This window comes from Bacillus sp. OV322 (assembly GCF_900112495.1).
Classification (GTDB): Bacteria; Bacillota; Bacilli; order Bacillales; family DSM-1321; genus Peribacillus.
Genome location: NZ_FOMA01000001.1, coordinates 456133 through 478670 on the forward strand (window position 1 = coordinate 456133; position 22538 = coordinate 478670).

Annotated in this window: 25 protein-coding genes and 1 riboswitch; of the genes, 17 read left to right on the plus strand and 8 right to left on the minus strand. The window is 40.2% G+C overall.

The genetic code is table 11. The features are described 5' to 3' along the window. The first annotated feature begins 267 nt into the window (after positions 1-267). The 7 genes from BM126_RS02285 to BM126_RS02315 all read left to right on the plus strand — a co-directional run bounded on the left by BM126_RS02285 (position 268) and on the right by BM126_RS02315 (position 7899). A complete protein-coding gene (locus BM126_RS02285) occupies positions 268-1296 on the plus strand; it encodes an ABC transporter ATP-binding protein (protein ID WP_090987783.1) in 1029 nt (342 codons plus the stop codon). After that, complete coding sequence (locus tag BM126_RS02290) at positions 1274-2200, plus strand: ABC transporter ATP-binding protein (RefSeq protein ID WP_090987785.1); 927 nt, start codon at positions 1274-1276, stop codon at positions 2198-2200. The genes BM126_RS02285 and BM126_RS02290 overlap by 23 nt, the downstream gene beginning before the upstream one ends. Positions 2201-2215: 15 nt before the next feature. Continuing rightward, entirely contained in the window at positions 2216-3181 is a 966-nt protein-coding gene (gene opp4B, locus BM126_RS02295; RefSeq protein ID WP_090987787.1) for an oligopeptide ABC transporter permease, read from the plus strand. A gap of 23 nt (positions 3182-3204) precedes the next feature. Continuing rightward, positions 3205-4104: an ABC transporter permease gene (locus BM126_RS02300; RefSeq protein ID WP_371261402.1), complete on the plus strand. Its 900-nt coding sequence runs from the start codon at positions 3205-3207 to the stop codon at positions 4102-4104. 20 nt (positions 4105-4124) lie between these two features. Next, positions 4125-5909, plus strand: a complete 1785-nt coding sequence (gene opp4A, locus BM126_RS02305; protein WP_090987791.1) for an oligopeptide ABC transporter substrate-binding protein — start codon at positions 4125-4127, stop codon at positions 5907-5909. Positions 5910-6283: 374 nt separating this feature from the next. Next, positions 6284-6472, plus strand: a complete 189-nt coding sequence (locus BM126_RS02310) for a hypothetical protein (protein ID WP_090987793.1) — start codon at positions 6284-6286, stop codon at positions 6470-6472. 377 nt (positions 6473-6849) lie between these two features. Next, the gene (locus BM126_RS02315; protein WP_090987795.1) at positions 6850-7899 is read left to right on the plus strand and encodes a M42 family metallopeptidase; all 1050 of its coding nucleotides are present in this window, start codon (positions 6850-6852) and stop codon (positions 7897-7899) included. Between the two features lie 87 nt (positions 7900-7986). Here BM126_RS02315 and BM126_RS02320 read toward each other — a convergent pair whose 3' ends face one another. Beyond that, positions 7987-8094, minus strand: coding sequence for a 3-methyladenine DNA glycosylase (locus BM126_RS02320; protein ID WP_090987796.1), 108 nt, complete (start codon positions 8092-8094; stop codon positions 7987-7989). 31 nt (positions 8095-8125) lie between these two features. Further along, positions 8126-8548, minus strand: coding sequence for a pyridoxamine 5'-phosphate oxidase family protein (locus tag BM126_RS02325; RefSeq protein ID WP_090987798.1), 423 nt, complete (start codon positions 8546-8548; stop codon positions 8126-8128). A 461-nt stretch (positions 8549-9009) separates the two neighbouring features. Between BM126_RS02325 and BM126_RS02330 the strand changes: the two genes are divergently transcribed. Then, on the plus strand, positions 9010-9822 hold the full coding sequence (locus BM126_RS02330; protein WP_090987800.1) for a cyanophycinase: 813 nt from the start codon (positions 9010-9012) through the stop codon (positions 9820-9822). Further along, a complete protein-coding gene (gene cphA, locus BM126_RS02335) occupies positions 9819-12440 on the plus strand; it encodes a cyanophycin synthetase (protein ID WP_090987802.1) in 2622 nt (873 codons plus the stop codon). Before BM126_RS02330 ends, cphA begins: the two co-directional genes overlap by 4 nt. 45 nt (positions 12441-12485) lie before the next feature. Here the strand turns inward: cphA and yidC are convergent, their stop codons facing one another. Together yidC and BM126_RS02345 are read right to left on the minus strand one after the other, a co-directional pair. Continuing rightward, positions 12486-13268 carry a membrane protein insertase YidC gene (gene yidC, locus BM126_RS02340; protein ID WP_090987804.1) on the minus strand — a complete coding sequence of 261 codons (783 nt, stop codon included), beginning with the start codon at positions 13266-13268 and terminating at the stop codon, positions 12486-12488. Positions 13269-13296: 28 nt separating this feature from the next. Further along, positions 13297-13587, minus strand: coding sequence for a hypothetical protein (locus tag BM126_RS02345; RefSeq protein WP_071349972.1), 291 nt, complete (start codon positions 13585-13587; stop codon positions 13297-13299). 321 nt (positions 13588-13908) lie between these two features. Between BM126_RS02345 and BM126_RS02350 the strand changes: the two genes are divergently transcribed. Then, on the plus strand, positions 13909-14367 hold the full coding sequence (locus BM126_RS02350; protein WP_090987806.1) for a hypothetical protein: 459 nt from the start codon (positions 13909-13911) through the stop codon (positions 14365-14367). Positions 14368-14496: 129 nt separating this feature from the next. Here BM126_RS02350 and BM126_RS02355 read toward each other — a convergent pair whose 3' ends face one another. Further along, positions 14497-15303, minus strand: coding sequence for a glycerophosphodiester phosphodiesterase (locus BM126_RS02355; RefSeq protein WP_177201281.1), 807 nt, complete (start codon positions 15301-15303; stop codon positions 14497-14499). A 272-nt stretch (positions 15304-15575) separates the two neighbouring features. Here BM126_RS02355 and BM126_RS02360 point away from each other — a divergent pair, with 272 nt between their 5' ends. The 3 genes from BM126_RS02360 to BM126_RS02370 are packed head-to-tail and all read left to right on the plus strand — an operon-like array spanning position 15576 to position 16270. Beyond that, positions 15576-15794, plus strand: coding sequence for a DUF1659 domain-containing protein (locus BM126_RS02360; RefSeq protein ID WP_177201282.1), 219 nt, complete (start codon positions 15576-15578; stop codon positions 15792-15794). A 20-nt stretch (positions 15795-15814) separates the two neighbouring features. Further along, a complete protein-coding gene (locus BM126_RS02365) occupies positions 15815-16033 on the plus strand; it encodes a DUF2922 domain-containing protein (protein ID WP_090987812.1) in 219 nt (72 codons plus the stop codon). A gap of 42 nt (positions 16034-16075) precedes the next feature. Beyond that, a complete protein-coding gene (locus BM126_RS02370) occupies positions 16076-16270 on the plus strand; it encodes a YvrJ family protein (protein WP_346417297.1) in 195 nt (64 codons plus the stop codon). Positions 16271-16330: 60 nt separating this feature from the next. Here the strand turns inward: BM126_RS02370 and BM126_RS02375 are convergent, their stop codons facing one another. The 3 genes from BM126_RS02375 to cspD all read right to left on the minus strand — a co-directional run bounded on the left by BM126_RS02375 (position 16331) and on the right by cspD (position 18621). Further along, positions 16331-16747 (minus strand): organic hydroperoxide resistance protein, encoded by a 417-nt coding sequence (locus BM126_RS02375; RefSeq protein WP_090987814.1) that lies wholly within the window; start codon positions 16745-16747, stop codon positions 16331-16333. Positions 16748-17549: 802 nt separating this feature from the next. Further along, entirely contained in the window at positions 17550-17696 is a 147-nt protein-coding gene (locus BM126_RS22125) for a hypothetical protein (RefSeq protein WP_177201283.1), read from the minus strand. Between the two features lie 106 nt (positions 17697-17802). Continuing rightward, a riboswitch (Lysine riboswitch) is annotated at positions 17803-17988 on the minus strand. A 432-nt stretch (positions 17989-18420) separates the two neighbouring features. After that, positions 18421-18621, minus strand: coding sequence for a cold-shock protein CspD (gene cspD, locus BM126_RS02380; protein WP_071349965.1), 201 nt, complete (start codon positions 18619-18621; stop codon positions 18421-18423). Positions 18622-19107: 486 nt separating this feature from the next. On the opposite strand from cspD, the gene BM126_RS02385 reads away from it, so the two are divergent. The 4 genes from BM126_RS02385 to BM126_RS02395 all read left to right on the plus strand — a co-directional run bounded on the left by BM126_RS02385 (position 19108) and on the right by BM126_RS02395 (position 22530). After that, positions 19108-19572, plus strand: coding sequence for a hypothetical protein (locus tag BM126_RS02385; RefSeq protein ID WP_090987816.1), 465 nt, complete (start codon positions 19108-19110; stop codon positions 19570-19572). Between the two features lie 86 nt (positions 19573-19658). Then, on the plus strand, positions 19659-19784 hold the full coding sequence (locus BM126_RS22700) for a hypothetical protein (RefSeq protein ID WP_256212950.1): 126 nt from the start codon (positions 19659-19661) through the stop codon (positions 19782-19784). 358 nt (positions 19785-20142) lie between these two features. Next, positions 20143-21717 (plus strand): peptide chain release factor 3, encoded by a 1575-nt coding sequence (locus BM126_RS02390; RefSeq protein WP_090987817.1) that lies wholly within the window; start codon positions 20143-20145, stop codon positions 21715-21717. A 237-nt stretch (positions 21718-21954) separates the two neighbouring features. Continuing rightward, on the plus strand, positions 21955-22530 hold the full coding sequence (locus tag BM126_RS02395) for a glycerol-3-phosphate acyltransferase (protein WP_090987819.1): 576 nt from the start codon (positions 21955-21957) through the stop codon (positions 22528-22530). The last annotated feature ends 8 nt before the right edge of the window (positions 22531-22538 follow it).

Sequence of the window (22538 nt, forward strand, 5' to 3'; positions counted from 1 at the left end):
ATTTTACTGCAATATAATATCTGAATATTTATTTTTATCTAAAAACGGTAGCGGTAAGCAATCCGCTGTTGAAATAATTTTGTAATCCTATTTCAATACATTAATTATCTCTACAAATGGTAATTGTATCTATTATTTATAGAAAATTTATAATTTTCTAATTTTTTTACAAAACTATTGAATATTTATTAAAAATTGTTTACACTCAGAATAATTATCAGAAAATTTATTATTTTATTAAAAAAGTAAAAGTTAGGGGGGACTTCAATGGGTAAACCAATTCTTCAGCTAGAAAACCTAACAACATCATTTCAAATTGGTGATGAATATCACGCTGCTGTAGACGGAGTTTCATTTACAGTTTATGAAAATGAAATTGTGGCTGTTGTAGGCGAATCAGGCTGCGGAAAAAGTGCACTGGCGCTATCCATAATGAAACTTCATAATCAGAAACGCACCAAATTTGACGGGGCTATTAAATATAAGGAAACCAATATTGTTCCATTGAGTGAATCGCACATGAATAAAATCCGGGGTAAGGACTTAGGGATGATCTTCCAGGAGCCGCTTACAGCTCTTAATCCTCTGATGACAATCGGCAAGCAGATCGAGGAGAACCTGGATTTTCATACCGACTTGACAAAGGAGCAGAAGAAAGAGAGAACGCTTGAACTGCTGGCACAAGTGGGCATTCCCTATCCAGAGCGTACATATAAACAGTATCCTCATGAGCTTTCCGGCGGAATGAGACAGCGTGCGATGATTTCCATTGCGATTGCATGCAGCCCTGCTTTGGTTATTGCTGATGAGCCGACAACGGCCCTTGATGTAACAATTCAGGCGCAAATTCTGGATTTGCTGAAGTCCATCCAGGAAAAAACTCAGATGGGAATCATTCTAATCACACATGATTTAAGCGTTGTTGCTGAAGTTGCAGACAGGATTATAGTCATGTATGCCGGCCAGGTGGTTGAAACGGGTTCAGTGAAGGATATTTTCAATAAGCCCCTTCACCCATATACACGATCCCTTTTAAATTCGATTCCTTCTGCCACAACGAACAAGGACCGTTTGCATGTCATTGAGGGAATTGTTCCATCACTTGCAAATATGGACCGGAAAGGCTGCCGGTTTAAAGAAAGAATTTCATGGATTCCTGATTATGCTCATGAAGAATCTCCTCAGCTGCACGAGGTGGATAAAGATCACTGGGTACGCTGCACCTGCTATAAACATTTTCATTTTCAGGGTGAAGAAGGAGAAGAGATCACACATGACTTTACTCAAAGTAAATGACTTAAAAGTCCACTTTCCAATAAAGGGAGGCTTTTTCAGAAGAGTTGTCGACTATGTAAGGGCCGTTGATGGTGTTTCTTTTGAACTTCAGCAAGGGGAAACATACGGATTGGTCGGCGAATCTGGAAGCGGTAAATCCACAACGGGCAAGGCGATTGTGAAACTCGAAAAAGTGACTTCAGGACAAATCTTATTTGACGGCAAGGATTTGGCAAAACTGAACCGAAAAGAAATCAAGCCTTTCCGGAAAGACATACAAATGATCTTCCAGGATCCTTACTCTTCTTTGAACCCTAAAAAAAGAGTCCTGGATATAATCGCTGAACCTCTTCGCAATTTTGAGAGAATGTCACCAGGTGAAGAAAAAAAGGTTGTCCAGAATTACCTGGACAAAGTAGGGCTTAACCCTGAATCCATTTACAAATATCCTCATGAATTTTCCGGCGGGCAGAGACAGAGGATTGGGATTGCCCGGTCTTTAACCCTTAAGCCAAAGCTGATTATTGCAGATGAGCCTGTTTCTGCGCTGGACGTATCCGTACAGGCGCAGGTGCTGAATTTTCTTCAGGATCTTCAGAAAGAATTTAACTTAACATATCTTTTTGTCGGCCATGACCTGGGAGTAATCAGGCATATGTGTGACAGGATGGGAGTGATGTACCGCGGCCGTCTGGTAGAAGAAGGAACCAGCCAGGAAATTTATGAAAACCCGCAGCATATATACACTCAGCGGCTGATTGCTGCGATTCCTGAAATTCAGCCGGAGGTACGTGAGAAAAGGGCACTTATGAGGCAAACAGTTAATGAAGAATTTAAACGCTCATATTCCTCCTATTTTGATGATAATGGCAGGGCCTATGACTTAAAACCTATTTCCAGCACACATAGAGTGGCATTACCATAGGGGGGCGAAGAAGAAATGTGGAAGTTTATATTAAGACGATTGCTGATCATGATTCCTCAGCTGTTTATTTTAAGTATCATCATATTCCTATTGGCTAAAGCTATGCCGGGAGATGCCCTGACAGGAAAGCAGATGGATCCCAAGGCAGATGCCAAAAGAATCGAAGAAATCCGAAAGCAAATGGGGCTTGATGATCCTGTACCGGTCCAATATGTCCATTGGATTAAGAACATTTCGCACGGAGACTGGGGAGTTTCCTATACGCATAAAACACCAGTGCTGGATGTTATTGGCGACCGGATATGGAATACAATCTATCTGGGCATCGCAACACTTATTCTTACATACCTGATTGCCATCCCGCTTGGAATTCTGAGCGGAAGGTACAATGATTCGTGGATTGATAAGCTTATTACCGGCTATAACTATTTAGGTTATGCAACACCCATATTCATTTTCGCATTGATCGTACTGTTTGTTTTTGGGTTTAAACTTGAATGGTTCCCGACTGGCGGAACGGTTGATCCTCAGGCAGTACCCGGGACTTTTGCCTACTTTACGAGCAAAGTCTATCATCTGATTTTGCCGACCCTAAGCGGAGCACTCATTGCCACAGTGACCACTGTCCAATATTTAAGAAATGAAATTATTGATACGAAGATCAAGGACTTTGTAAGGACAGCGCGTTCGAAAGGGATTCCTAATTCAAAAGTGTATAACCGCCATATTTTAAGAAACTCGCTTCTTCCAATTGCTGCTTTTATGGGATACGAAATTACCAGTATAGTTGTTGGTTCCATTTTCGTAGAATCTATCTTTGGATATCCTGGAATTGGGCAGTTATTTGTTAAGTCGGTTCTGCTTCGTGACTTTAGTGTAGTCAATGCGCTGGTAATCATGACAAGCTTTGCCACACTGCTGGGCACTCTTCTTTCAGACATTATATTAAGTGCGGTTGATCCGCGAATACGCATTGAATAGGAAGAAGGTGAATATACATGGAGATGAAAGTTGAATCGGCAAAACCTGTAAATATTAAAGAAAAAAGCCCCTCAGGCTTCAGGGTCATACTCAGGGAATTAAGAAGAGACAAGCTTGCAATAGCATCCATAATTATTCTGGGCCTCATCCTGATAGCTGTATATGGCACTTCTATTGTTATGGATGTTAATAAAATAGTCAAAGTGGATTTCCTTTCCATCTATATGCCTCCGTCGGCTGAACATTTGCTTGGCACAGATTATGGCGGCCGGGATATTTTTGGACAGCTTATCATAGGTACCAGGAATTCCTTTACAATCAGCCTTTGCATCACGACCATAACGGCTATTGTCGGCCTTATTGTGGGATTGACTGCAGGATATTTTGGGGGAATTATTGACGGCATCATCATGAGGGTCATTGATTTTATTATCATTCTTCCGTTTTTGATGCTGGTAATCGTTATCGTAACGATTATACCGAAGTTCAATGTCTTTGCCTTCATTTTAATTATTTCTGCCTTTTACTGGACAGGCAAAGCAAGGCTGATCCGTTCAAAAGTACTGTCAGAAAGGGAATTGGATTATGTCCATGCTTCCCAGACACTTGGCACGCCGAACTGGAAAATCATCCTTTTCCAAATCCTGCCTAACGTAAGTTCTTTGATTATCGTAAACTTTACACTTAATCTTGCAGGCAATATAGGCATTGAATCCGGCCTGACTTTCCTGGGCTTCGGCCTTCCTGAAAGCACGCCGAGCCTTGGGACACTGGTGGCATATGCAACAAATCCGGATGTTCTGGAAAATAAATGGTGGATCTGGGTACCTGCATCAGGCATTATTTTAGTGCTAATGTTGAGTATAAATTTTATTGGCGAAGCGCTTAAACGCTCTGCTGATGCAAGACAAAGAAGAGGTTAATTAAAGGGGAGTGAATCACAATGAAATTAAAAACTTACAGTAAAGTATTAAGCGCTATGGCAGTATCTGCACTTCTGCTGTCCGCATGCTCATCAGACGGCGGTTCAACGAAGTCAAACGGTAAAGAAAATAATACTGCAAAAGTTGATACTTCAGCATTCAAGACCAAATCATCTAATACTAAAGCAGATGTTGCCGATGGTGTGTTCAATTATGGACTAGTTTCAGATACCCCTTTTGAAGGAATCCTAAACAGAGCATTTTACGAAGGACAGCCAGACTGGGAAGTTATGAAATTCTTTGATGAAAACCTTCTCGGCGCTGACGATAACTTTATTTATGATCAGTCAGGTGCAGCAACCTATAAGCTATCGAATGAAAACAAAACGATTACAATTAAAATCAGGGATAATTTAAAATGGCATAATGGAGATCCGGTAACAGCTGAAGACCTTGAATATGCTTATGAAGTAATAGGGAGTCCGAAATATGCTGGAGCACGCTATGATACACAAATGAGCATGGTTGAAGGAATGGAAGCTTATCATGCAGGAAAAGCCAAGAAAATCTCTGGGATCAAAATTACCGATCCTCATACAATTTCCATCACTTTTACGCAGGCTAACCCGTCCATGCTGACTGGCTTATGGACTGATCCGCTGCCGAAAAAGTACTTAGCAGGAATTCCTATTGATAAAATTGTTTCATCTGATCAAATCCGCAAAAAGCCGATTGGGTTTGGTCCATATAAAATTAAAAGCATCGTGCAGGGTGAGTCTGTAACATTCGAAGCCAACAACGATTACTGGAAAGGCAAACCGAAAATGAAAAGCGTCGTACTGAAGGTTGTCAATCCGCAAATCGCTACTGCTTCTCTTGAAAAAGGCGACCTTGACGCAGTCGGACAGCTTCCAGTTGAACAATATGATCAGGCAAAAGCGCTGAAAAATATTGAAATTTTAGGAACGGTTGATTTGGCTTATTCTTACATCGGATTCAAAATGGGCCATTATGATGCGAAAAAAGGTGTCAATGTAATGGATCCTAATAATAAATTCAAGGATAAGCGCCTTCGCCAGGCGATGGGCTTTGCACTTGATAATAAGACGGTTGGGGAGAAGTTGTATAAAGGGCTTCGGTTCCCTGCAACAACGGTTGTGCCTCCTTCCTTCCCGAAATATTATGACAAGGATGTAAAAGGTTTCACATATAACAAAGATAAAGCGAATAAGCTTCTTGATGAAGCAGGCTACAAGGATACAAACAAAGACGGCTTCCGTGAAGATCCTAATGGCAAGGAATTCAAGCTGAATTTTTCATCTATGAGCGGCAGCGACGTTTCTGAGCCGTTGGCAAAATTTTATATTCAATCCTGGAAGGATGTTGGCCTAAATGTTCAGCTTCTAGACGGACGCCTTCAGGAATTCAATTCTTTCTACGATAAGCTGAAAAAGGATGATCCTAAAGTGGACATCTACGCTGCTGCATGGGGTACTGGCTCGGATCCAGATCCATCCGGCATCTGGGCAAAAGAAGCGCCGTTTAACTACACCCGCTGGGTAAATGATGAAAACGATAAGCTGTTAAAAGAGGGAATCTCTCCAAAATCGTTTGACGAAAGCTACCGAAAAGACGTTTATAACAAATGGCAGGAGCTAATTGATGAAGAAGCTCCAGTAATTCCAACTTTGTTCCGCTATACTTTAGCTGGCTTTAACAAGCGTGTTAAAGGTGCTAAAATGCTCGGCGGCGAAGTGGATGACTGGTATGATGTGTCTGTAACTTCTGAATCACCGGAAAAATAATTAAAAAAAGAGGCGGCAGGTTTCCAACCCTGGCCGCCTTTTTACTTGTAAAGAATTATTTTTTTGGCTCTTTTCTTAAAGATTGTTGTTTTTTAATGAGTTCTGAGAGGTGATCTCATTATTAAATGAGGTTGATTGGAGTGCAAGGTGCGAGAGCGGGAAGGTGAGACCCCGCAGGCATTGCTGTGGAGGTTCACCGCTTGCGTGGAAAGCGTGGACATCAACCCCTTGTTCCATAGCAGCACAGTTTACAAAAACAGCCTTTTATTAGTAAGCAGCAGCCATTAAGAAAGGCTTCTTCTCAAATGTAAACGTTTCATTTGGGTTAAAAGTGGATATATATAGATAAATGTTCTTTGAAGGAGTGGATTTTAATGGAAATCATTAATCCGAATGAGACAAAGAGGGAGCTTGAGAGGATGTTTACCGAAGGCCTTGGAAGAACTCTTTCCCCTTATGAACATGAAATCCTGGATGATATCGTGGCCTATCCAGATGAAAAGAGAATTTCCTTTTTGGAAATGATGAAAGAACTGATTAATAAGCATGCAAGAATCAGCTAATTAGAATTAATCCCAACAAAGGAGTGAAGAACCATGAGCTATGGAGAATGGTATCAAAAGCGAAACCCTATATACACTAAATGGAAGCATCGTTGGAGCAGCAGAGCGAATATGGAAAACGGTTTGCTTTATTCAATACCTTCCGCTATCATGATTGCTCTTCCTTTTATGGTTTATCTTTTTTAGCAGACAGTGAAGAGAGCTCCATTCTCAGGTTGAGGATGGAGCTTTTTAGGTTCAAAAGCATCTCAATTATTATTTTAGTTTAGCATGATGATTCTTGCCTTAAATAGGAAGGAAGCATGATATTTATCTTTTTAAAAAATGAAAAAGAGATATATAATAGAAAACATTCAAAGTATTAGGGGGAGATTAAGCTGACCGGGCTAATTAATGAAAAAGATATTGTTTCATACATAAAAGAATTAGTTGAAATTCCAAGTCCATCGGGGTATACGGAAGCTGCTATTGCACATGTTGCTTCATTCATGCAAGAAAAGGGCATCACCGCACAGATTACGAATAAGGGTGCCTTGCTTGCGAGCATAAAAGGACAAGATGACAGCAAGCACAGACTTTTAACAGCTCACGTAGATACGCTGGGTGCCATGGTGAAAGAAATTAAAGAAAATGGCCGTTTAAGGCTGACTATGATCGGCGGTTTCCGCTGGAATTCAGTGGAGGGAGAGTACTGCAGCATCCATACAGCAGACGGCAGGATTTTCACTGGGACTATCCTGATTGATCAGACATCGGTTCATGTTTACAAAAATGCTGGAGATGCAAAAAGGGATGATAAAACCATTGAAGTCCGCATTGATGCTAATGTCAAAACCAAGGATGATACAGAGAAACTTGGGATTTCTGTAGGAGATTTTATTAGCTTTGATCCCCGCGTTGAAGAAACAGATCATGGCTTTTTAAAATCCAGGCATTTAGATGATAAAGCCAGCGTTGGCATCCTGATGCATTTAATAGATGTAATAAAAAAAGAAGGAACCGAATTGCCGTATACAACACATTTCCTGATTTCTAATAATGAAGAAATCGGCTATGGAGGAAACTCAAATATCCCTGCTGAGACAATAGAATATCTTGCGGTTGACATGGGGGCGATCGGAGAAGGGCAAACCACCGATGAGTACAGCGTTTCAATCTGTGCCAAGGATTCATCTGGTCCTTATAATTATAGATTGAGGCAGCATTTAGTTTCACTTGCTAAAGCAAATGAAGTGGATTACAGAGTCGATATTTATCCGTATTATGGATCAGATGCCTCAGCAGCCATTAGTGCTGGCCATGATGTTGTCCATGGCCTTATTGGTCCCGGTATTGACGCCTCCCACGCGTTTGAAAGAACACATACAAAAGCATTAATCCATACTGCAGGGCTGCTGTACCATTATTTGCATTCCCCGCTTGCGTAACTCTATAGCAAAAGCGGCTCCCTTATCAGGGTGCCGCTTTTGTTTTGACTATTAATGCTAGGCCTGCAGCCAGCACATTATCCGAATTTAATGCTTTGGTTTATCAGTATCTCTCTGGGGATCGATATCCTGCCCGTTTTCTTTTTTCTTATCCTGTTCTACTGAATCATTATCTTTTTTCTTATTTTCTTCCATAAAACATTCCTCCTTAAAATTATCCTGGCTGTTATAATTCAAGTTTTTTTGGACCTTCGCCTTTGCTGTTCATAAGCAGAATGCTGTCTGGAATAATTTCAAGTATTACATAATTGGGATCTTCCGGACCGTCGAACCATGGTTTAAGATGGTCATTCCACATTTTCTTTTTCAATTCAGGAGAATCCTTTACCTGGGAAGTACCGCTGACTTCAACATATGAATCACCGAAACCTTCTCCATCATATCCAAGCAAAACATGCACATATGGGTTGCTTTCAATTTCGTCCACTTTTTCTGTTTCACCGTTTGTGGCGGTATAAAGAGTAGTGCCGTCATTAAAAAACGTCATATATCTCGCATGGGGACGGTCATTTTGTACCGAAGACAGTACTCCGACTTTATTTTCTTCAAGAATTTTTAAGACTTTCTCCTTTAATTCCTGCTGTTCCATTTTACCACTCCTCTTTAGTAACATAGTGTTACTTTTCCTCTAAAAGAAAAAGTCTAAACCTTCTTTTATTATGGCTGTTTTCGTAAACTTTGGTCTATGGAACAAGACGGCTGAGATCCGCTTCAGGATGCCCGTTTTCCGCGAGGCGGGCAGTGATGAGCCTCCCAGAGCTGCTGAAACTGCGGTGTCTCACCTGTTACGCTAATCCTATACAGACTACGCTCCAATTAACCTGACTTAACAAAGGGAATCAGTTCTTGATTTTTCGGACAGATTAGTCAGCACCGCCATGTACCTGGAAGTTACGGAAATGATATTTGCTGATGCAAATTAATTTTATATGAATGAAAGCCTGATAATTTTTGCATACTACAAAGTATGCATTTTTAATCTTGTGTCTTTTGCTGAAAAGGCAATCCAGGATTTCTTACAATTCCAAAAGCAAAGGTGAGCAATCAAAAATGAATGTTGGAGAATTACTTATTATCGGCGGGGCCGAAGAAAAATGTTCTGACGCAGAAATTTTAACAAAATTCATTGAATTAGCCGGTGGAAGAGATGGCAAAGTAGGCATCCTGCCAACAGCAAGCAAAATTCCAGTAGAGGTTAGTGAAGAATACATTAAAACCTTTAAAAAATTAGGAGCCGAAAAAATAGAAGTTATTCACGTGGAATCCAGGGAACAAGCAGAGGATAAAAGGGTCGCCGATCTAATTTCGTCTCTGTCAGCCGTTTTTATTTCCGGGGGTGACCAAAGCCGTTTAACAGACTTGATTGGAGGAACAAAACTTCATCAATCTCTAAAAGACAACTGGAGAAGGGGCATGGTGCTTGCCGGAACATCAGCAGGGGCAAGTATTATGGCAAAACAAATGATTCTCTCTGCAGATATGAAATTAACGGACAATAAGTTGAAGGTCAAGCTTGGAGAAGGGTTCGGTTTCCTGGACACCATTCTGATTGATCAGCATTTTTCTCAAAGAGGGAGATTTGACCGGTTATTAAGTGCAATTGCCCAAAACAAAGATACCATAGGGATCGGTATAGATGAAAACACGGCCATTTTAATTGATAAAGAAAAATTTGAAGTATTCGGCCAGCATCAGGTACTGGTGATGGATGGAATTAACAGTGATTTTATAGACGTCAATATTTCTGAAAACGGCAGCGAAGAACTGACCGTTTCTCAATTTCAAGTAACTGCGTTAACAAAGGGATTTCAATTCGATTTGATAAAAAGAAAGCTAATACACCAAAAGGGGATAAAGGAATGAAGATCAACTGTGTAAAATACTTGAAGGGGCCAAATTATTTTACCTATTCACCTTCAATTTTCATCGAATGTGATATTGGAGAGCTGGAATACCGGCCTTCTGATTCTATCCCTGGTTTTACAGAAACCCTGCTGAAGCTGCTGCCGGGCCTTAAGAAGCACACTTGCTCTCCTGGATATGAAGGAGGATTTGCAGAGAGGCTTGCAAGCGGCACCTGGATGGGGCATATTCTTGAACACATGGCTATAGAAATACAGGTTTCAGCAGGCATTGATGTTAAAAGAGGCAAAACACTGACAGGGAATCAGCCTGGGATTTACTATATTACTTATAGCTATAAGGAAGAGAAATCAGGATTATTTGCCTTTGAGGCAGCTGTTGAAATCATTAAAAGCATACTTGCGGATGAAAAAAATATCCCGGTTAATGGCTATATAGAAAAAACAGCAGACCTTTTTTATAAAAATAAGCTTGGGCCGAGTACAGAGGCAATCTACGAAGCGGCACTTGCTGCCAAAATACCCGTCCAGAGAGTCGGCACCGAAAGTATGCTTAGATTGGGCACAGGCTCCAGGCAGAAATTCATGCAAGCCACCATCAGCAGCCAAACTTCAAACATAGCAGTGGAAACTTCCTGCAATAAGCAGCTGACAAAAGAAACCCTGCAGGCATGCGGGATTCCAGTTCCGCAGGGGGAAGTTGTCTCTTCTATGAGTGAAATATTTCATACTGCAGACAGACTTGGTTTTCCTTTGGTCATCAAGCCTTTAAACGGAAGGCAGGGACAGGGAGTCATTACAAATATAAAAAATAGGGATGAACTTTTTAATGTGGTGAACTGCCTGGACAAGCATGAAGATACCTATATTTTAGAACGATATTTTGAAGGCAATGATTATCGTCTGCTGGTTGTTGATGATAAGCTTGCTGCTGCCAGCATGCGTACGGCTCCATTTATCATCGGCAACGGAAAAGATTCCATCCGCAATTTAATTGAGGAAGAAAATCTGAACCCGCTAAGAGGAGATGGACATGAAAAACCCATGTCAAAAATCCCGCTTAATCATTCGGTTTCCTGTTATCTTGAGAAATTCGATTTAACCCTTGAAAGCATCCCGGAAAAGGGCAAGATCATTGCAGTTGCAGGAAATGCCAATCTTTCTACAGGGGGGAGAGCGAGTGACGTTACAGACCAGGTGCACCCTTCAATAGCTAAAATGGCTATATCTGCAGCGAGAGCTATCGGCCTTGACATAGCCGGAATTGATTTAATTTGCAAGGATATCTCTAAACCAGTGAATATAAATAAAATGGCAATTATTGAAATAAATGCAGCACCTGGAATACGGATGCATCTGTATCCTTCTGAGGGGAAAATGAGAGACGTTGGAAAAACAATTGTGGATTATCTGTTTCCAGACAGAAGGGAAGCTGCCATCCCTATCATCTCAGTAACGGGAACAAATGGAAAAACGACGACCGCCCGCCTCGTCCATCACTTTCTTTCTAAAGAAGGGATAGCAGTGGGAATGGCCAATTCTGATGGGGTTTTTATCGGTCAACAGTGCCTTCATCAAGGAGATTGCAGCGGACCTATCAGTGCAAGACAGGTGCTTAATCATCCCATGGCCGATTTTGCTGTTCTTGAAACAGCAAGAGGAGGCATACTTCGTGAAGGGCTGGCTTTTAGGAATTGTGAAGTAGGGATTGTCACCAATGTGGCGGAAGACCATTTAGGGAGCGATGCAATAGATACTTTTGAACAGCTCGTTAAGCTTAAAAGGCTTATTCCTGAAGTAGTCCATGAAGAAGGATATTGTATATTAAATGCTGATGATGAGCAGGTTGCAAAAATGGCTCCATACTCCAAAGGAGAAATCATTTATACTTCAATTCATGAGCATAGCCGGTATATCCAAAACGCCATCAAAAACGGGAAAAAAGCCTGGTTCTTAAATCATGACTCCCGGGTGGTTTATCATGATGGAAACGAATTAATCATGTTCCTGGATTGCCGGGATATACCAATAACAATCAATGGTTCAGCTAAGCACAATATTTCCAATGTTCTGCAGGCGCTTGCAGCAGCTCATTCACAGGGAATTTCCCTGCATGAATTAAGAAAAAAGGCTAAATCATTCATTCCTGATTCTGTTTTATCCAAAGGGAGATTTAATTATCAGGAAATCAGAGGCAGGAAAGTTCTTGTTGATTATGCTCATAATACCGCAGGGTTAAAAGCCATTTTTGATACGATTGCAGTATTTGATAAAAAGCGTGTCATATCAGTAATTGCGGGGCCAGGAGACAGGAAAGATGAAGATTTGAAAAAAATGGCGAAAATCACAGCGGATCATTCGGATATTTTTATTATTAAAGAAGATGATGACCTGAGAGGAAGAAAGCCTTTTGAAGTCGCGTCAATCCTAAAGGAAACTGCACTGGAATGCAGTATGGAAGAAAATCAGACTCTCATTGTCCCGAAAGAGCTTGAGGCATTCAAGAAAGCCTGGGAGATATCGGTGCCAGGTGATATGCTTTTGTTGTTTTACACAGATTTCGCGTATGTGAAGGAGTTTTTGCAAGGAACCATGAAACAATCATCGTATAAGCGGTAAGAAAAAGGTCCGGCAGGTAAGCCGGACCTTTTTGTGAGTTTTTTATTAGTTTTTGTCTATAGAAGTTTGTCTGCCAGGCTGCGGCAATTCATCCTTCTTGTAGATGCGCTTCAAGACCATGGTCTGGATAATCAGGAATAGTCCTCCTACTGACCAGTATAACGGCAATGCCGCTGGTGCAGTAAATGAAACAAACAATATCATTACTGGCGAAAGAAGGCCCATGAATTTCATGGTATTTTGCTGTTCAACTGGCATCTGCTGCAGGGAAACACGGAATTGCAGGTAGTAGATGATGCCGGCAATGATTGCCATGATATGGCTGGCCTGCCCAAGATTGTACCAAAGGAAGTTATGTGTCGCTATCTCATGTGACCCTTTAATTGCATAATAGAAGCCCATAAGTATCGGCATTTGAATTAAAATCGGCAAACAGCCCATGTTCAGCGGATTGACGCCATGTTTTTGATAAAGCCCCATCATTTCCTGCTGAAGCTCCTTTTGTTTCGCGGGATCTTTTGTTTCTTTGATTTTCTTTTGGATGGCATCCATTTCAGGCTTTAAAAGGGCCATTTTCCCCTTCATCTGATTTTGCGTTTTATATTGTTTCATTGTCAGCGGCATTAATACCAGCCTGATGATAAAGGTCATCATGATAATGCTGATTCCGAAATTTCCATGAAAAAGACTGGCGTTGAATTCAAGCATTTTAGTCATCGGATTAACAAGCAGATTATGAAAAACTCCGGTGCCCCCAGAAGTTGCCTGGCACCCTGATAAAGCAAATAATAAAGTTAATGCAGTTAAAGCAAGTACTATTTTTTTCAATTTCTTTCCTCCTCAAATTGTTTTACATTCATTTCAAGAGAGAAGGAAAGCTTGGTCCATCTGAATCATCAGGAGATTCTTTTCGTCTGACATAAGTGAAAAAGCGCTGCAGGCCCAGCCTGTTAAACTGGAAAGAAACAAGATTTGCCTGCTTCCACTGCTGTGTGCGAAGAAGATAATCGTACTTTTTAAAAGAAACCGAATCCTTTTTATTGATGATATATACAGCCGCAAAAGGTAGCAGGAAGGTTAGCATATAGCCTGCCCACATTGCGCTGCGAAGGGTATTATAGTCTATTTCAAGCATTAATTCCCACATAGGAAACCCTCATTTATTGTATAATGTCGTATCAGTATGCTGTTAGGCTGTTTGTTTGATTGTGTACGTTCAGCCCGATTCATTTTTTCATGAATCATATTTACCACTATAACAGTTTTTGTCCCGAAAACAAAAAAAATTAATGGAATTGTGCAGCCTGTCCTAATAGTAGTATATGATTTCCAGAGATACTGTAAAACATGTTATCAGGGGTGTGAATTTCATATTGGCTTTATTTATCCAAATGGGTGTTTGGGCATGCATCTAAATAAATCAATCTTCATAGTTATATTTAGAGCTAATATTAGGAGTGTGATGCCCATGAACGAATATAACCCGCAGCACCCATGGTACTATGGCCAGTATTTTAAAAAAGAACCTTACAGTACCTTTCAAGAAAGATTCCCGCCATCTGGATTTCCGCAATTTCCGCCGCCAGGTTCTTTCTTTCCCCCAGGCGACTCCCAGAATCCTTTGGGGCCGCAGCATCCTCCGCAAACGGGAGGAGGTCAGGGAGGAAGCCAGCCTCCAGGGCCGCCGCCAGTCCATATTCCATATGAAGCCCAGGGCCCCCAATTGAATGCAGTAGATCCCGGTTCGCTTCGCGGCTGTTTATACAGATATACGTATATATGGCTTCGAGGCGGGCGCTCCTTCTGGTACTACCCGACATACATTGGACGCAGTTCTGTAGCGGGTTACCGGTGGAAACCTAATTCAAGGCAATGGACCTATTATGGAATAGATGCGAATGAAATACGTTCCTTTGAATGTACCTGACGGGGCTATTTAAAAAGAGAGATTTTTAATTTACTGATTTAACAACAGAATGGAAATCACCAAAAGAAAACAGCTGCAGATTTTATCTGGCAGCTGTTTTTATATGCATGGAAGATTACTGCAGATTTTTTAAAAGTAATCAGGGAAATCTGTTGTTATGCCGTTAACACCAAGACGGCTGAATTTCTTGATATACCTTTTGCTATTGACTGTCCAGGTAAATACAAACATATTATGACTTCTTATGCGCTTAATAAGCTTTTTATTGATCATTAGCCATTTAGGATTCACAAAGCTCGCAAATTCGGATATTTCAGCTAAGGTTTTTTCTGGAATTCCCCGCGGCGTATATTTAAAAAGAACGCCCACCTGTATGTCCGGCAATAGCTGATGTACTTTTTTCATTGAATCAATACTAAAAGAATGAATCATGATTTTTTGGCTGCTTTGTACATTGCGCATAATAAGTTCTTCTGCAAGCTTGTTTTCGATGCCTTCATGCATGCCGGGGTGCTTTATTTCAATGAGCAATCCGGCATGGTGCAGGTATTTGTCTAAAACCTCGGCAAGAGTTGGTATTCTTTCATGTTTAAAAGCAGGGTCAAACCAGCTTCCTGCATCAAAACCTTTTAATTCCTGTGCAGAATAATCGCTGACTTTTCCTTCCTGTTCAGTTGTCCGTTTGAGTGTGTAGTCGTGGCAGACGATTAATGTTCCATCTTTACTGAGCTGAATATCAATCTCAATGAAATCAGCACCCATTTGTATGGCTCTGTCAAAAGCGGATATTGTATTTTCAGGGCAATAACCGGATGCTCCCCTGTGCCCTATTTTTAGAGGGCGGTTTTTGTTCTGAATGCGGCTGCCATTCCTGATCTTGCACAGCAGCCAAAAAAAGAGTGCAATACCGGCAGCTCCAGTAATAATCCAGACCATCATAATCCCTCATTTGTATATGGATGAAAAGCACTTAACTGTATTCGTCTGCTGGAATAAACCAGCCATAAAACTTAAGCAAAAGAAGGGACAGCCGCCCGCCCAAAATTAGCGGAATATCAATAAAGAGTGAAGTAACCCGCTGGTGGAAGTGTCACTTTATCATAGTAGATATAATTTGAAGAATCAAAAATTAATTTCATCATTATTTATACTACATGCTGCTTTTCCTCCATTCAAGTATATATAGAGTTTGAAAGGAGGTGAGGATGATGGCAAATGGAGTCCTTTACTCGAGCACACTTAAATTAAGCTTTGACACAGGCATGAATGAAAAGGGAGAAGCTGTGCTGAAAAGAAAGTCGTATGCAAATATCAAAACCCAGTCTGCAGCTGATGAGCTGTTTTCAGCTGCTAAATTGATAGCCAGCCTGCAAGTATATCCGCTTCAGGAGGTTGTCCGTGAAGATGCAGCAAGTCTGCATGAATAAAATAATAGGAGGGATATTAAATGGCTAAAACTCTCGAATTGCTGTTTACCACTCTGCAGGGCAAAACGGTCGTGCTTTCCATCGATGACCCGAAAGAGCCTGTAGATATGGCTAAGGTCAAACAGGCAATGGATCAAATTATTACATTAAATGTTTTTACTTCACGAACAGGAGATTACATCAGCAAAAAAGGAGCCCGTGTAGTAGAGCGAAACGTTGATGATTATGAAATGAATTAAGAATCTAGCTGCTTCCATAAATCGCAGCCGAAGCAGGTGTTTTTGAAATTTTTTGCAGGGAAGTGTGGTGCTGAAAAAATGGATCAGCTTCTTCCATTTGTAAGCGATGTAGGATTTCCTATTATCGTAACCCTTTATTTGCTTCATAGAATTGAAGCAAAACTGGATATGGTGAATGAAACCCTTATTGCTCTGCCAGATCGATTGAAAGATGGAATCCATAAGAAAGCAGGCTGACAGAAGAAAGGCATGATGAGCTGTGCTCATCATGCCTTTCTTCTATTACTGATATAAAAATTACACAAGAATTAATGTTACATCGATATTGTTTCGTGTCGCTTTTGAATAGGGACAAACCTCATGCGCTTTTTCCATGAAGGATTTAGCTTCTTCGCGCTCAAGATCGGGAAGTGAGACATCCAGTCTTACCGCAAGCTTAAAGCCGCCGTCTGCTTCATCTTTGCCAATAGTTACATTTGCTGTAACAGATGAGTCAGTTTTTTTTCGTGCTTTGCTGAGTACAAGGTTAAGGGCGCTTCCAAAGCAAGCAGAATATCCCGCAGCAAAAAGCTGTTCAGGATTAGTTGCATTTTCTCCGGATCCGCCCATTTCTTTAGGGGTTCTTACATCAAAGTCAAGAATGCCATCCTCTGATTTAACATGGCCATCTCTTCCTCCTTCAGTTGTTACAGCCGCTGTGTATAGTGGTTTCATACTGAACATCTCCTTTTTGTAGGTTTACGTATAATTCAATAATTCCCCGCACAGAATTTCTTAAACGGAATTATGTTCAGATGCTATATTTTTTTGTGAAAAGAGCGGGATAAAGGAGCTTTTTCATTAAATTAGGCTCTGTTAATGTATGTTGTTGATTTTCTTCTTAAACTAACAGGGCTTTTTAGTGAAATAAACAGTAACCCGAAAATTTTAATCGTAATGGTATCCACATATGTTAAAATTCAATAAAGTACCGTTATTTGTTTAACGTGGCAAGTAAACAATAATTATGGATAAAGTCGCTTAAAAGTAATAAATACTGAAAACGTTTATAAAGGACTAATATTATGATAAAAATTCGATTATGGCTTTGACTTTTCCAGAGCTTTTTTCAAAACTAGCAGTATCACCTATGTATATTATCGTTTTAGTATTGTGTATTGGATACTTATTTTTCACCTGGAAAGACAAGGGGATCTTCGTTTTTATTCCTAGGATTTATTCAGTTATTATAATTGCTATATATCTTATTTCACTTTATTTTCGTTTCTTTTACTAAGAGGTACTTTATTAAATTGTGAAAAATTTCACTTCAACAAACGGGTACTATAGTTGGAGAAATCACACTTTTTACATACTTTTCTTTTGGTATGGCTTGAGTCAGCGTGCTGATTATAAAAATTGTTTCTGTATTTCTTGCCAATTGATAGGCCATAATCTCGTTATTGTACAAATCTCAACAACACATAAAACAGTCTGAGAAAATTACTCCTCAGACTGCTTTACATCATGTCTCTACTCATACTGCCACAGATTCTACAATAGTAATATCAGCTTTAGATACTATTATTACTCCTCCTGCCTCTAGCTCAATCTCATATATCCAACCATAGTCTCCTACAATCTTACCTTTAATCTCTTCTGTATTTTTGAATAGAATTTTCATCAATTGGATTCTCCTTTTTGAAAATAAGTTATTAAGAATGCACTAGCAAAATAGAAAAAGCCATCGAAGAAGATCTACGGCTAAAGCATATTCCGAATCAAACCTTCCGAAGATTAGCTCCTCACGTTTCTTGTTCAAGAAACGTGACAATGCTGTACCTATTCGATAACAGCCGAAATATACTTTAAAAGAGAGTTAAAGCATATTTCGGAACTTTTCCTTCCAAACGCAGTCTATGATATCTCTTTTCTTGTGCGTTTTACTAATAAAAGTTGCAGCCTCTACTCAATCGGTTAAGAGGAAATATTTTATTATTCTAATATTGTATATGGACTCTAATATAAAGACAAATGCTAAATTTTGGTTTTTAGTATATTTCTTTTTCTTGCTTATCTCTTCTTCCCCAAGATCTGAAATGTGAGATGAATGTAATATTGTAATAGCTGTTGTACTAGAGAGGTGGTTACTTTACTCCCTTTTTTAATTCTAATTACAAGATTGTGATGACGTGTACTTAAACTAACGGGTGATTTTAGTTGAAGCAGATGCCTGCAAGAAGAACTCATAAATGGGTTCTTTACTTTTGATGAAATATCAGCATTAACGTTTAACAGAGCTTTAAATTAAAAAAGCAGAAAAATAGGGGAGCGGCTTCCTGAATAAAAAAATGAAGAGGATGCTGCTTGCAGGCTGCATCCTCTTCATTATGGTTTAATTCCCTAAATTATAATTTCACGACGTTTTTAGCTTGAGGTCCGCGGTTGCCTTCTTCAATTTCGAATTCAACTTCTTGGCCTTCATCAAGGCTTTTAAAGCCTTCACCTTGGATAGCAGAAAAATGTACAAATACATCGTCTCCGCCTGGAACTTCAATAAATCCAAAACCTTTTTCACTGTTAAACCATTTTACTTTACCTGTTACCATTGAAAAATCCTCCTAAAAATAAACAAAAATTAATATGCAATTCCAGCTTCCCATTTGTGAATGTGAAGTGGAAATTCACACATTATCAAACCCCCGCTGTGTAAGGATGCAGATGTTTGATAATGTATGAATTTAAGGAATTTCTGGTAGAACATCAGTTAATAAAATTATAATTCAATATTTGAAAAATAACAACAAATGTGACGGTGAAAACTCATTCCATATCATCTCCTGCTTTTAATGGAATATACATCTGTAAATATCACCGCGATTTTTTTTTGCTGTTTTCCCTGCACTTTGCGCAGGAAGAGTGAAAGCGGCTTCCTGCGCAAAGTGCAGGTTATAATAAGCAAGCCAAAAAGATATGATTGGCTTTGTCGTTTTTTTACCCGCATCGATTAAAATTAAACCCTATAATTTGAATTTTTTTCTGAAGTTTATTTTTTACTTAATAGGAGAAACTCTTTGGAAAAGGAGGCTCTATAAATGTTGAAACTTAATAAATGTATACCTTTTCCTGTACTATGTATGGTTTTGATGGCTGGCTGCGGGGCGGGAGGGAAAAATGATGCTTTGCAGCCTGTCCGGGAGCCGAGTGTGAAGGCAGCACAAAAAGACAGCTTGAATGATACAGACGTACATACAGCAAAAGAACTAAAATCCGGATCTATGGAGGTTTTGTCTCTAATTGAGGGCATGGTAAAAAAAATGAAGCTGTCAAGCGATGCGGAAATCAATAGTATGGGCGCTGAAACAGAAAGAAAATGGGACAAGATAGAGAAGCTGGTAGAGAAAAAGTATCCGCGGGATTACAAAAATATTGAACAAAGTCTGTATCCTCTGATTGCAGAGGCGAAAAAGAAAAAACCCGACAGACAGAAGCTTGTTGAGTTTTCCGAGGAAACTAGACAAAAACTGATTTTGTTTCAGTCACATTTAAATCTTCCTTAAACATTCTCAATTCTTCTCTTCATATTATCATCATGTTTCTTTTTTAGTCTTACGGGTAAATGGAGAGTAAGAAAGGGTGATAAAGCATGGCAAAAGGAATTTTTAAAAAAGTGATCATTGCAGCGGCACCGCTTATAATCAGCCAGGCAGGCAAGTATTTAAGGAACAGGAAAAGAGTAAAAAACATGCAGCAGGCAAATATGGTAAAATAAAAGGCGCTTACTGAGCGTCTTTTTATTTTGACTAAAAACTGGATTCAGCGGCATTCAGTTTGAGAGGTAAACGAACTGAGATGCAGGTTTCTGCATATAATGGCAGGCAATGAATGACTTGGCAAGGTTTACATTTTGATGGGCATGTAGCCAAGGAATAAGCAATTATGATATATTTTTTTATGTGTATAAAAATTTGCATCAGAGGCTACATATAAGGATGCTGACAGGTTTTGGGATGTTACGCATTTTTTGAAAAAGAGAAGGAAAGGTTGCATTCCAATGTAAAGGAATTGAAGGCCCTTAAAGGGCATTACAAATAAAACAGGCAAATTGAACGATGAAAGGATTATGATACATGACTACTTTAAAAGATGAGGTTCAGTCAAGGCGGACCTTTGCCATCATTTCTCACCCTGATGCCGGTAAAACGACACTGACTGAGAAATTGCTGTTATTTGGCGGTGCGATCCGTGATGCTGGAACAGTAAAGGCAAGAAAAACAGGAAAATATGCGACAAGTGACTGGATGGAAATTGAGAAACAGCGCGGAATTTCGGTAACATCCTCCGTTATGCAGTTTGACTATGATGATTTCCGGGTCAATATCCTTGATACCCCTGGTCACCAGGACTTCAGTGAAGATACGTACCGTACGCTTATGGCAGTGGATAGTGCGGTTATGATTATCGATTCGGCAAAGGGTATTGAAGATCAGACAATTAAATTATTCAAGGTTTGCCGGATGAGGGGCATCCCCATTTTCACGTTTATCAATAAAATGGACCGCCAGGGTAAAACTCCGCTTGAATTGCTTTCTGAGCTTGAGGAAGTACTTGGAATAGAATCTTATCCAATGAACTGGCCGATCGGGATGGGTAAGGACTTTGTAGGAATTTATGACCGGTTTAATAATAGAATTGAACAATTTAAGACCGAAGGGGAAGACCGCTTTCTGCCGCTGAATAAGGATGGAGAGCTGGCAAACGGCCATGCTCTGAAAGATTCTCCTTTATATGAACAGACACTGGAGGAAATTATGCTTCTTTCTGAAGCAGGAAACCAGTTTTCTGAAGAAAGCATCGCAAGCGGCAAGCTGAGCCCTGTGTTTTTCGGAAGTGCGCTTACAGCTTTTGGGGTACAGACATTTTTAGATGCTTACCTCCAATTTGCTCCGGCCCCTCAGCCCCGCTCATCATCAGCTGGAGAAGTAAACCCGGTTGGCAATGAGTTTTCCGGTTTTATTTTTAAGATTCAGGCGAATATGAATCCTAAACATCGTGACAGGATTGCCTTTTTGAGGATTTGTTCAGGTAAATTCGAAAGAGGGATGAGCGTATTTTTAAGCCGGACGGGCAAGCCGATCAATCTATCTTCATCCACCCAATTCCTGGCAGATGACAGAAATACGGTTAATGAGGCAGTTGGCGGCGATATTATCGGTTTATATGATACAGGGAATTACCAAATTGGCGATACAATCACGACAAGCAAGGATATGTATCAATTTGAGAGGCTCCCGCAGTTTACACCCGAGTTGTTTGTGCGGGTTACGGCCAAAAATGTCATGAAGCAAAAACATTTCCACAAGGGAATTAACCAGCTTGTACAGGAAGGGGCCATTCAGCTGTTCAAGACAGTAAGGATGGAAGAATATCTTTTAGGTGCAGTCGGGCAGCTTCAATTCGAGGTTTTTGAACACAGGATGAAAAATGAATATAATGTTGAAGTGATTATGGAGAGAATGGGCAGTAAAATTACACGCTGGGTTGAGGATGAAAAACTGGATGAAAATCTGCACAGCTCAAGAAGCGTACTTGTGAAAGATCGTTATGGCAAATATGCATTTTTATTTGAAAATGAGTTTGCTCTTCGATGGTTCAATGATAAAAATCCGGATGTAAAGCTATTTAATCCGATGGATCTTAAATAAGGCCAAAACAAAACCGCACAGCTTGTGCGGTTTTATTTTGGCTTGCGGCAAAAAGCTCTTTTCATCACCCTGTAATTAGGCAGTATTCAGCCTGCAGAAGGCTTTCTGACTCTGCAAAACTCATCACCTGTGAGAAAATGGAAGAATGAATCTTTTTAAAGTTCCGTCTTTGCGTTACAATGATAAATAAAGGAATATTCATAATCTTATTCTAAATAAAGGGGAACGCGGAAGAATATGTTAATCATTATTGTGCTGATTATATTATCCTATCTTTTCGGCAGTATAAACGGCGCCTATTATGTGACGAAGCTTGCCTCCGGGAGCGATATCCGCCAGCTTGGAAGCGGAAATGCCGGTGCAAGAAATGCTGGCAGGCAGCTTGGGAAGTTTGGTTTTTTAGCTGCATTGCTGATTGATGCAGGAAAAACCCTTGTCATGCTTACCATTGCCAGTTCAGTATCACATGACAGGCCATTTATAAATATCCTGTGTGCCGCTTTTCTATTATTAGGCCATATCTGGCCGGCTCAGCTTCGTTTTCATGGAGGAAAGGGTGTTGCTGTTTTGCTGGCATCGGTCCTTTTTCTGGTGCCTGCATCCATTCCCGTTATAGGTGTTTTGATGGCAGTCTGCTGCTTACTGATGAAAAAATTCACCGTTCCCGGTTTGGTTTGCCTGCTGAGCATTCCAGTTACATCGTATATAACTGGAAAACCCGCAGCATATACAATAGGGCTGCTTATCCTCACTGTTTTCGTAATAGCAGCGCATATACTGAAGCTTCATCAAATAACCCCAGCTACTACATAAGAGGAGTG

Coding starts and splice junctions, on each gene's coding strand:
- BM126_RS02395 (WP_090987819.1), top strand. CDS start 21,955: ATGTTAATCATTATTGTGCTGATTATATTATCCTATCTTTTCGGCAGT.
- BM126_RS02375 (WP_090987814.1), bottom strand. CDS start 16,747: ATGAAACCACTATACACAGCGGCTGTAACAACTGAAGGAGGAAGAGAT.
- BM126_RS02320 (WP_090987796.1), bottom strand. CDS start 8,094: ATGGAAGAAAATAAGAAAAAAGATAATGATTCAGTAGAACAGGATAAG.
- BM126_RS02310 (WP_090987793.1), top strand. CDS start 6,284: ATGGAAATCATTAATCCGAATGAGACAAAGAGGGAGCTTGAGAGGATG.
- BM126_RS02365 (WP_090987812.1), top strand. CDS start 15,815: ATGGCTAAAACTCTCGAATTGCTGTTTACCACTCTGCAGGGCAAAACG.
- opp4A (WP_090987791.1), top strand. CDS start 4,125: ATGAAATTAAAAACTTACAGTAAAGTATTAAGCGCTATGGCAGTATCT.
- BM126_RS02385 (WP_090987816.1), top strand. CDS start 19,108: ATGTTGAAACTTAATAAATGTATACCTTTTCCTGTACTATGTATGGTT.
- BM126_RS02360 (WP_177201282.1), top strand. CDS start 15,576: ATGGCAAATGGAGTCCTTTACTCGAGCACACTTAAATTAAGCTTTGAC.
- BM126_RS22700 (WP_256212950.1), top strand. CDS start 19,659: ATGGCAAAAGGAATTTTTAAAAAAGTGATCATTGCAGCGGCACCGCTT.
- BM126_RS02290 (WP_090987785.1), top strand. CDS start 1,274: ATGACTTTACTCAAAGTAAATGACTTAAAAGTCCACTTTCCAATAAAG.
- BM126_RS02355 (WP_177201281.1), bottom strand. CDS start 15,303: ATGGTCTGGATTATTACTGGAGCTGCCGGTATTGCACTCTTTTTTTGG.
- BM126_RS02390 (WP_090987817.1), top strand. CDS start 20,143: ATGACTACTTTAAAAGATGAGGTTCAGTCAAGGCGGACCTTTGCCATC.
- BM126_RS22125 (WP_177201283.1), bottom strand. CDS start 17,696: ATGAAAATTCTATTCAAAAATACAGAAGAGATTAAAGGTAAGATTGTA.
- BM126_RS02300 (WP_371261402.1), top strand. CDS start 3,205: ATGAAAGTTGAATCGGCAAAACCTGTAAATATTAAAGAAAAAAGCCCC.
- BM126_RS02330 (WP_090987800.1), top strand. CDS start 9,010: ATGAATGTTGGAGAATTACTTATTATCGGCGGGGCCGAAGAAAAATGT.
- BM126_RS02350 (WP_090987806.1), top strand. CDS start 13,909: ATGAACGAATATAACCCGCAGCACCCATGGTACTATGGCCAGTATTTT.
- opp4B (WP_090987787.1), top strand. CDS start 2,216: ATGTGGAAGTTTATATTAAGACGATTGCTGATCATGATTCCTCAGCTG.
- cphA (WP_090987802.1), top strand. CDS start 9,819: ATGAAGATCAACTGTGTAAAATACTTGAAGGGGCCAAATTATTTTACC.
- BM126_RS02345 (WP_071349972.1), bottom strand. CDS start 13,587: ATGTGGGAATTAATGCTTGAAATAGACTATAATACCCTTCGCAGCGCA.
- BM126_RS02285 (WP_090987783.1), top strand. CDS start 268: ATGGGTAAACCAATTCTTCAGCTAGAAAACCTAACAACATCATTTCAA.
- cspD (WP_071349965.1), bottom strand. CDS start 18,621: ATGGTAACAGGTAAAGTAAAATGGTTTAACAGTGAAAAAGGTTTTGGA.
- BM126_RS02325 (WP_090987798.1), bottom strand. CDS start 8,548: ATGGAACAGCAGGAATTAAAGGAGAAAGTCTTAAAAATTCTTGAAGAA.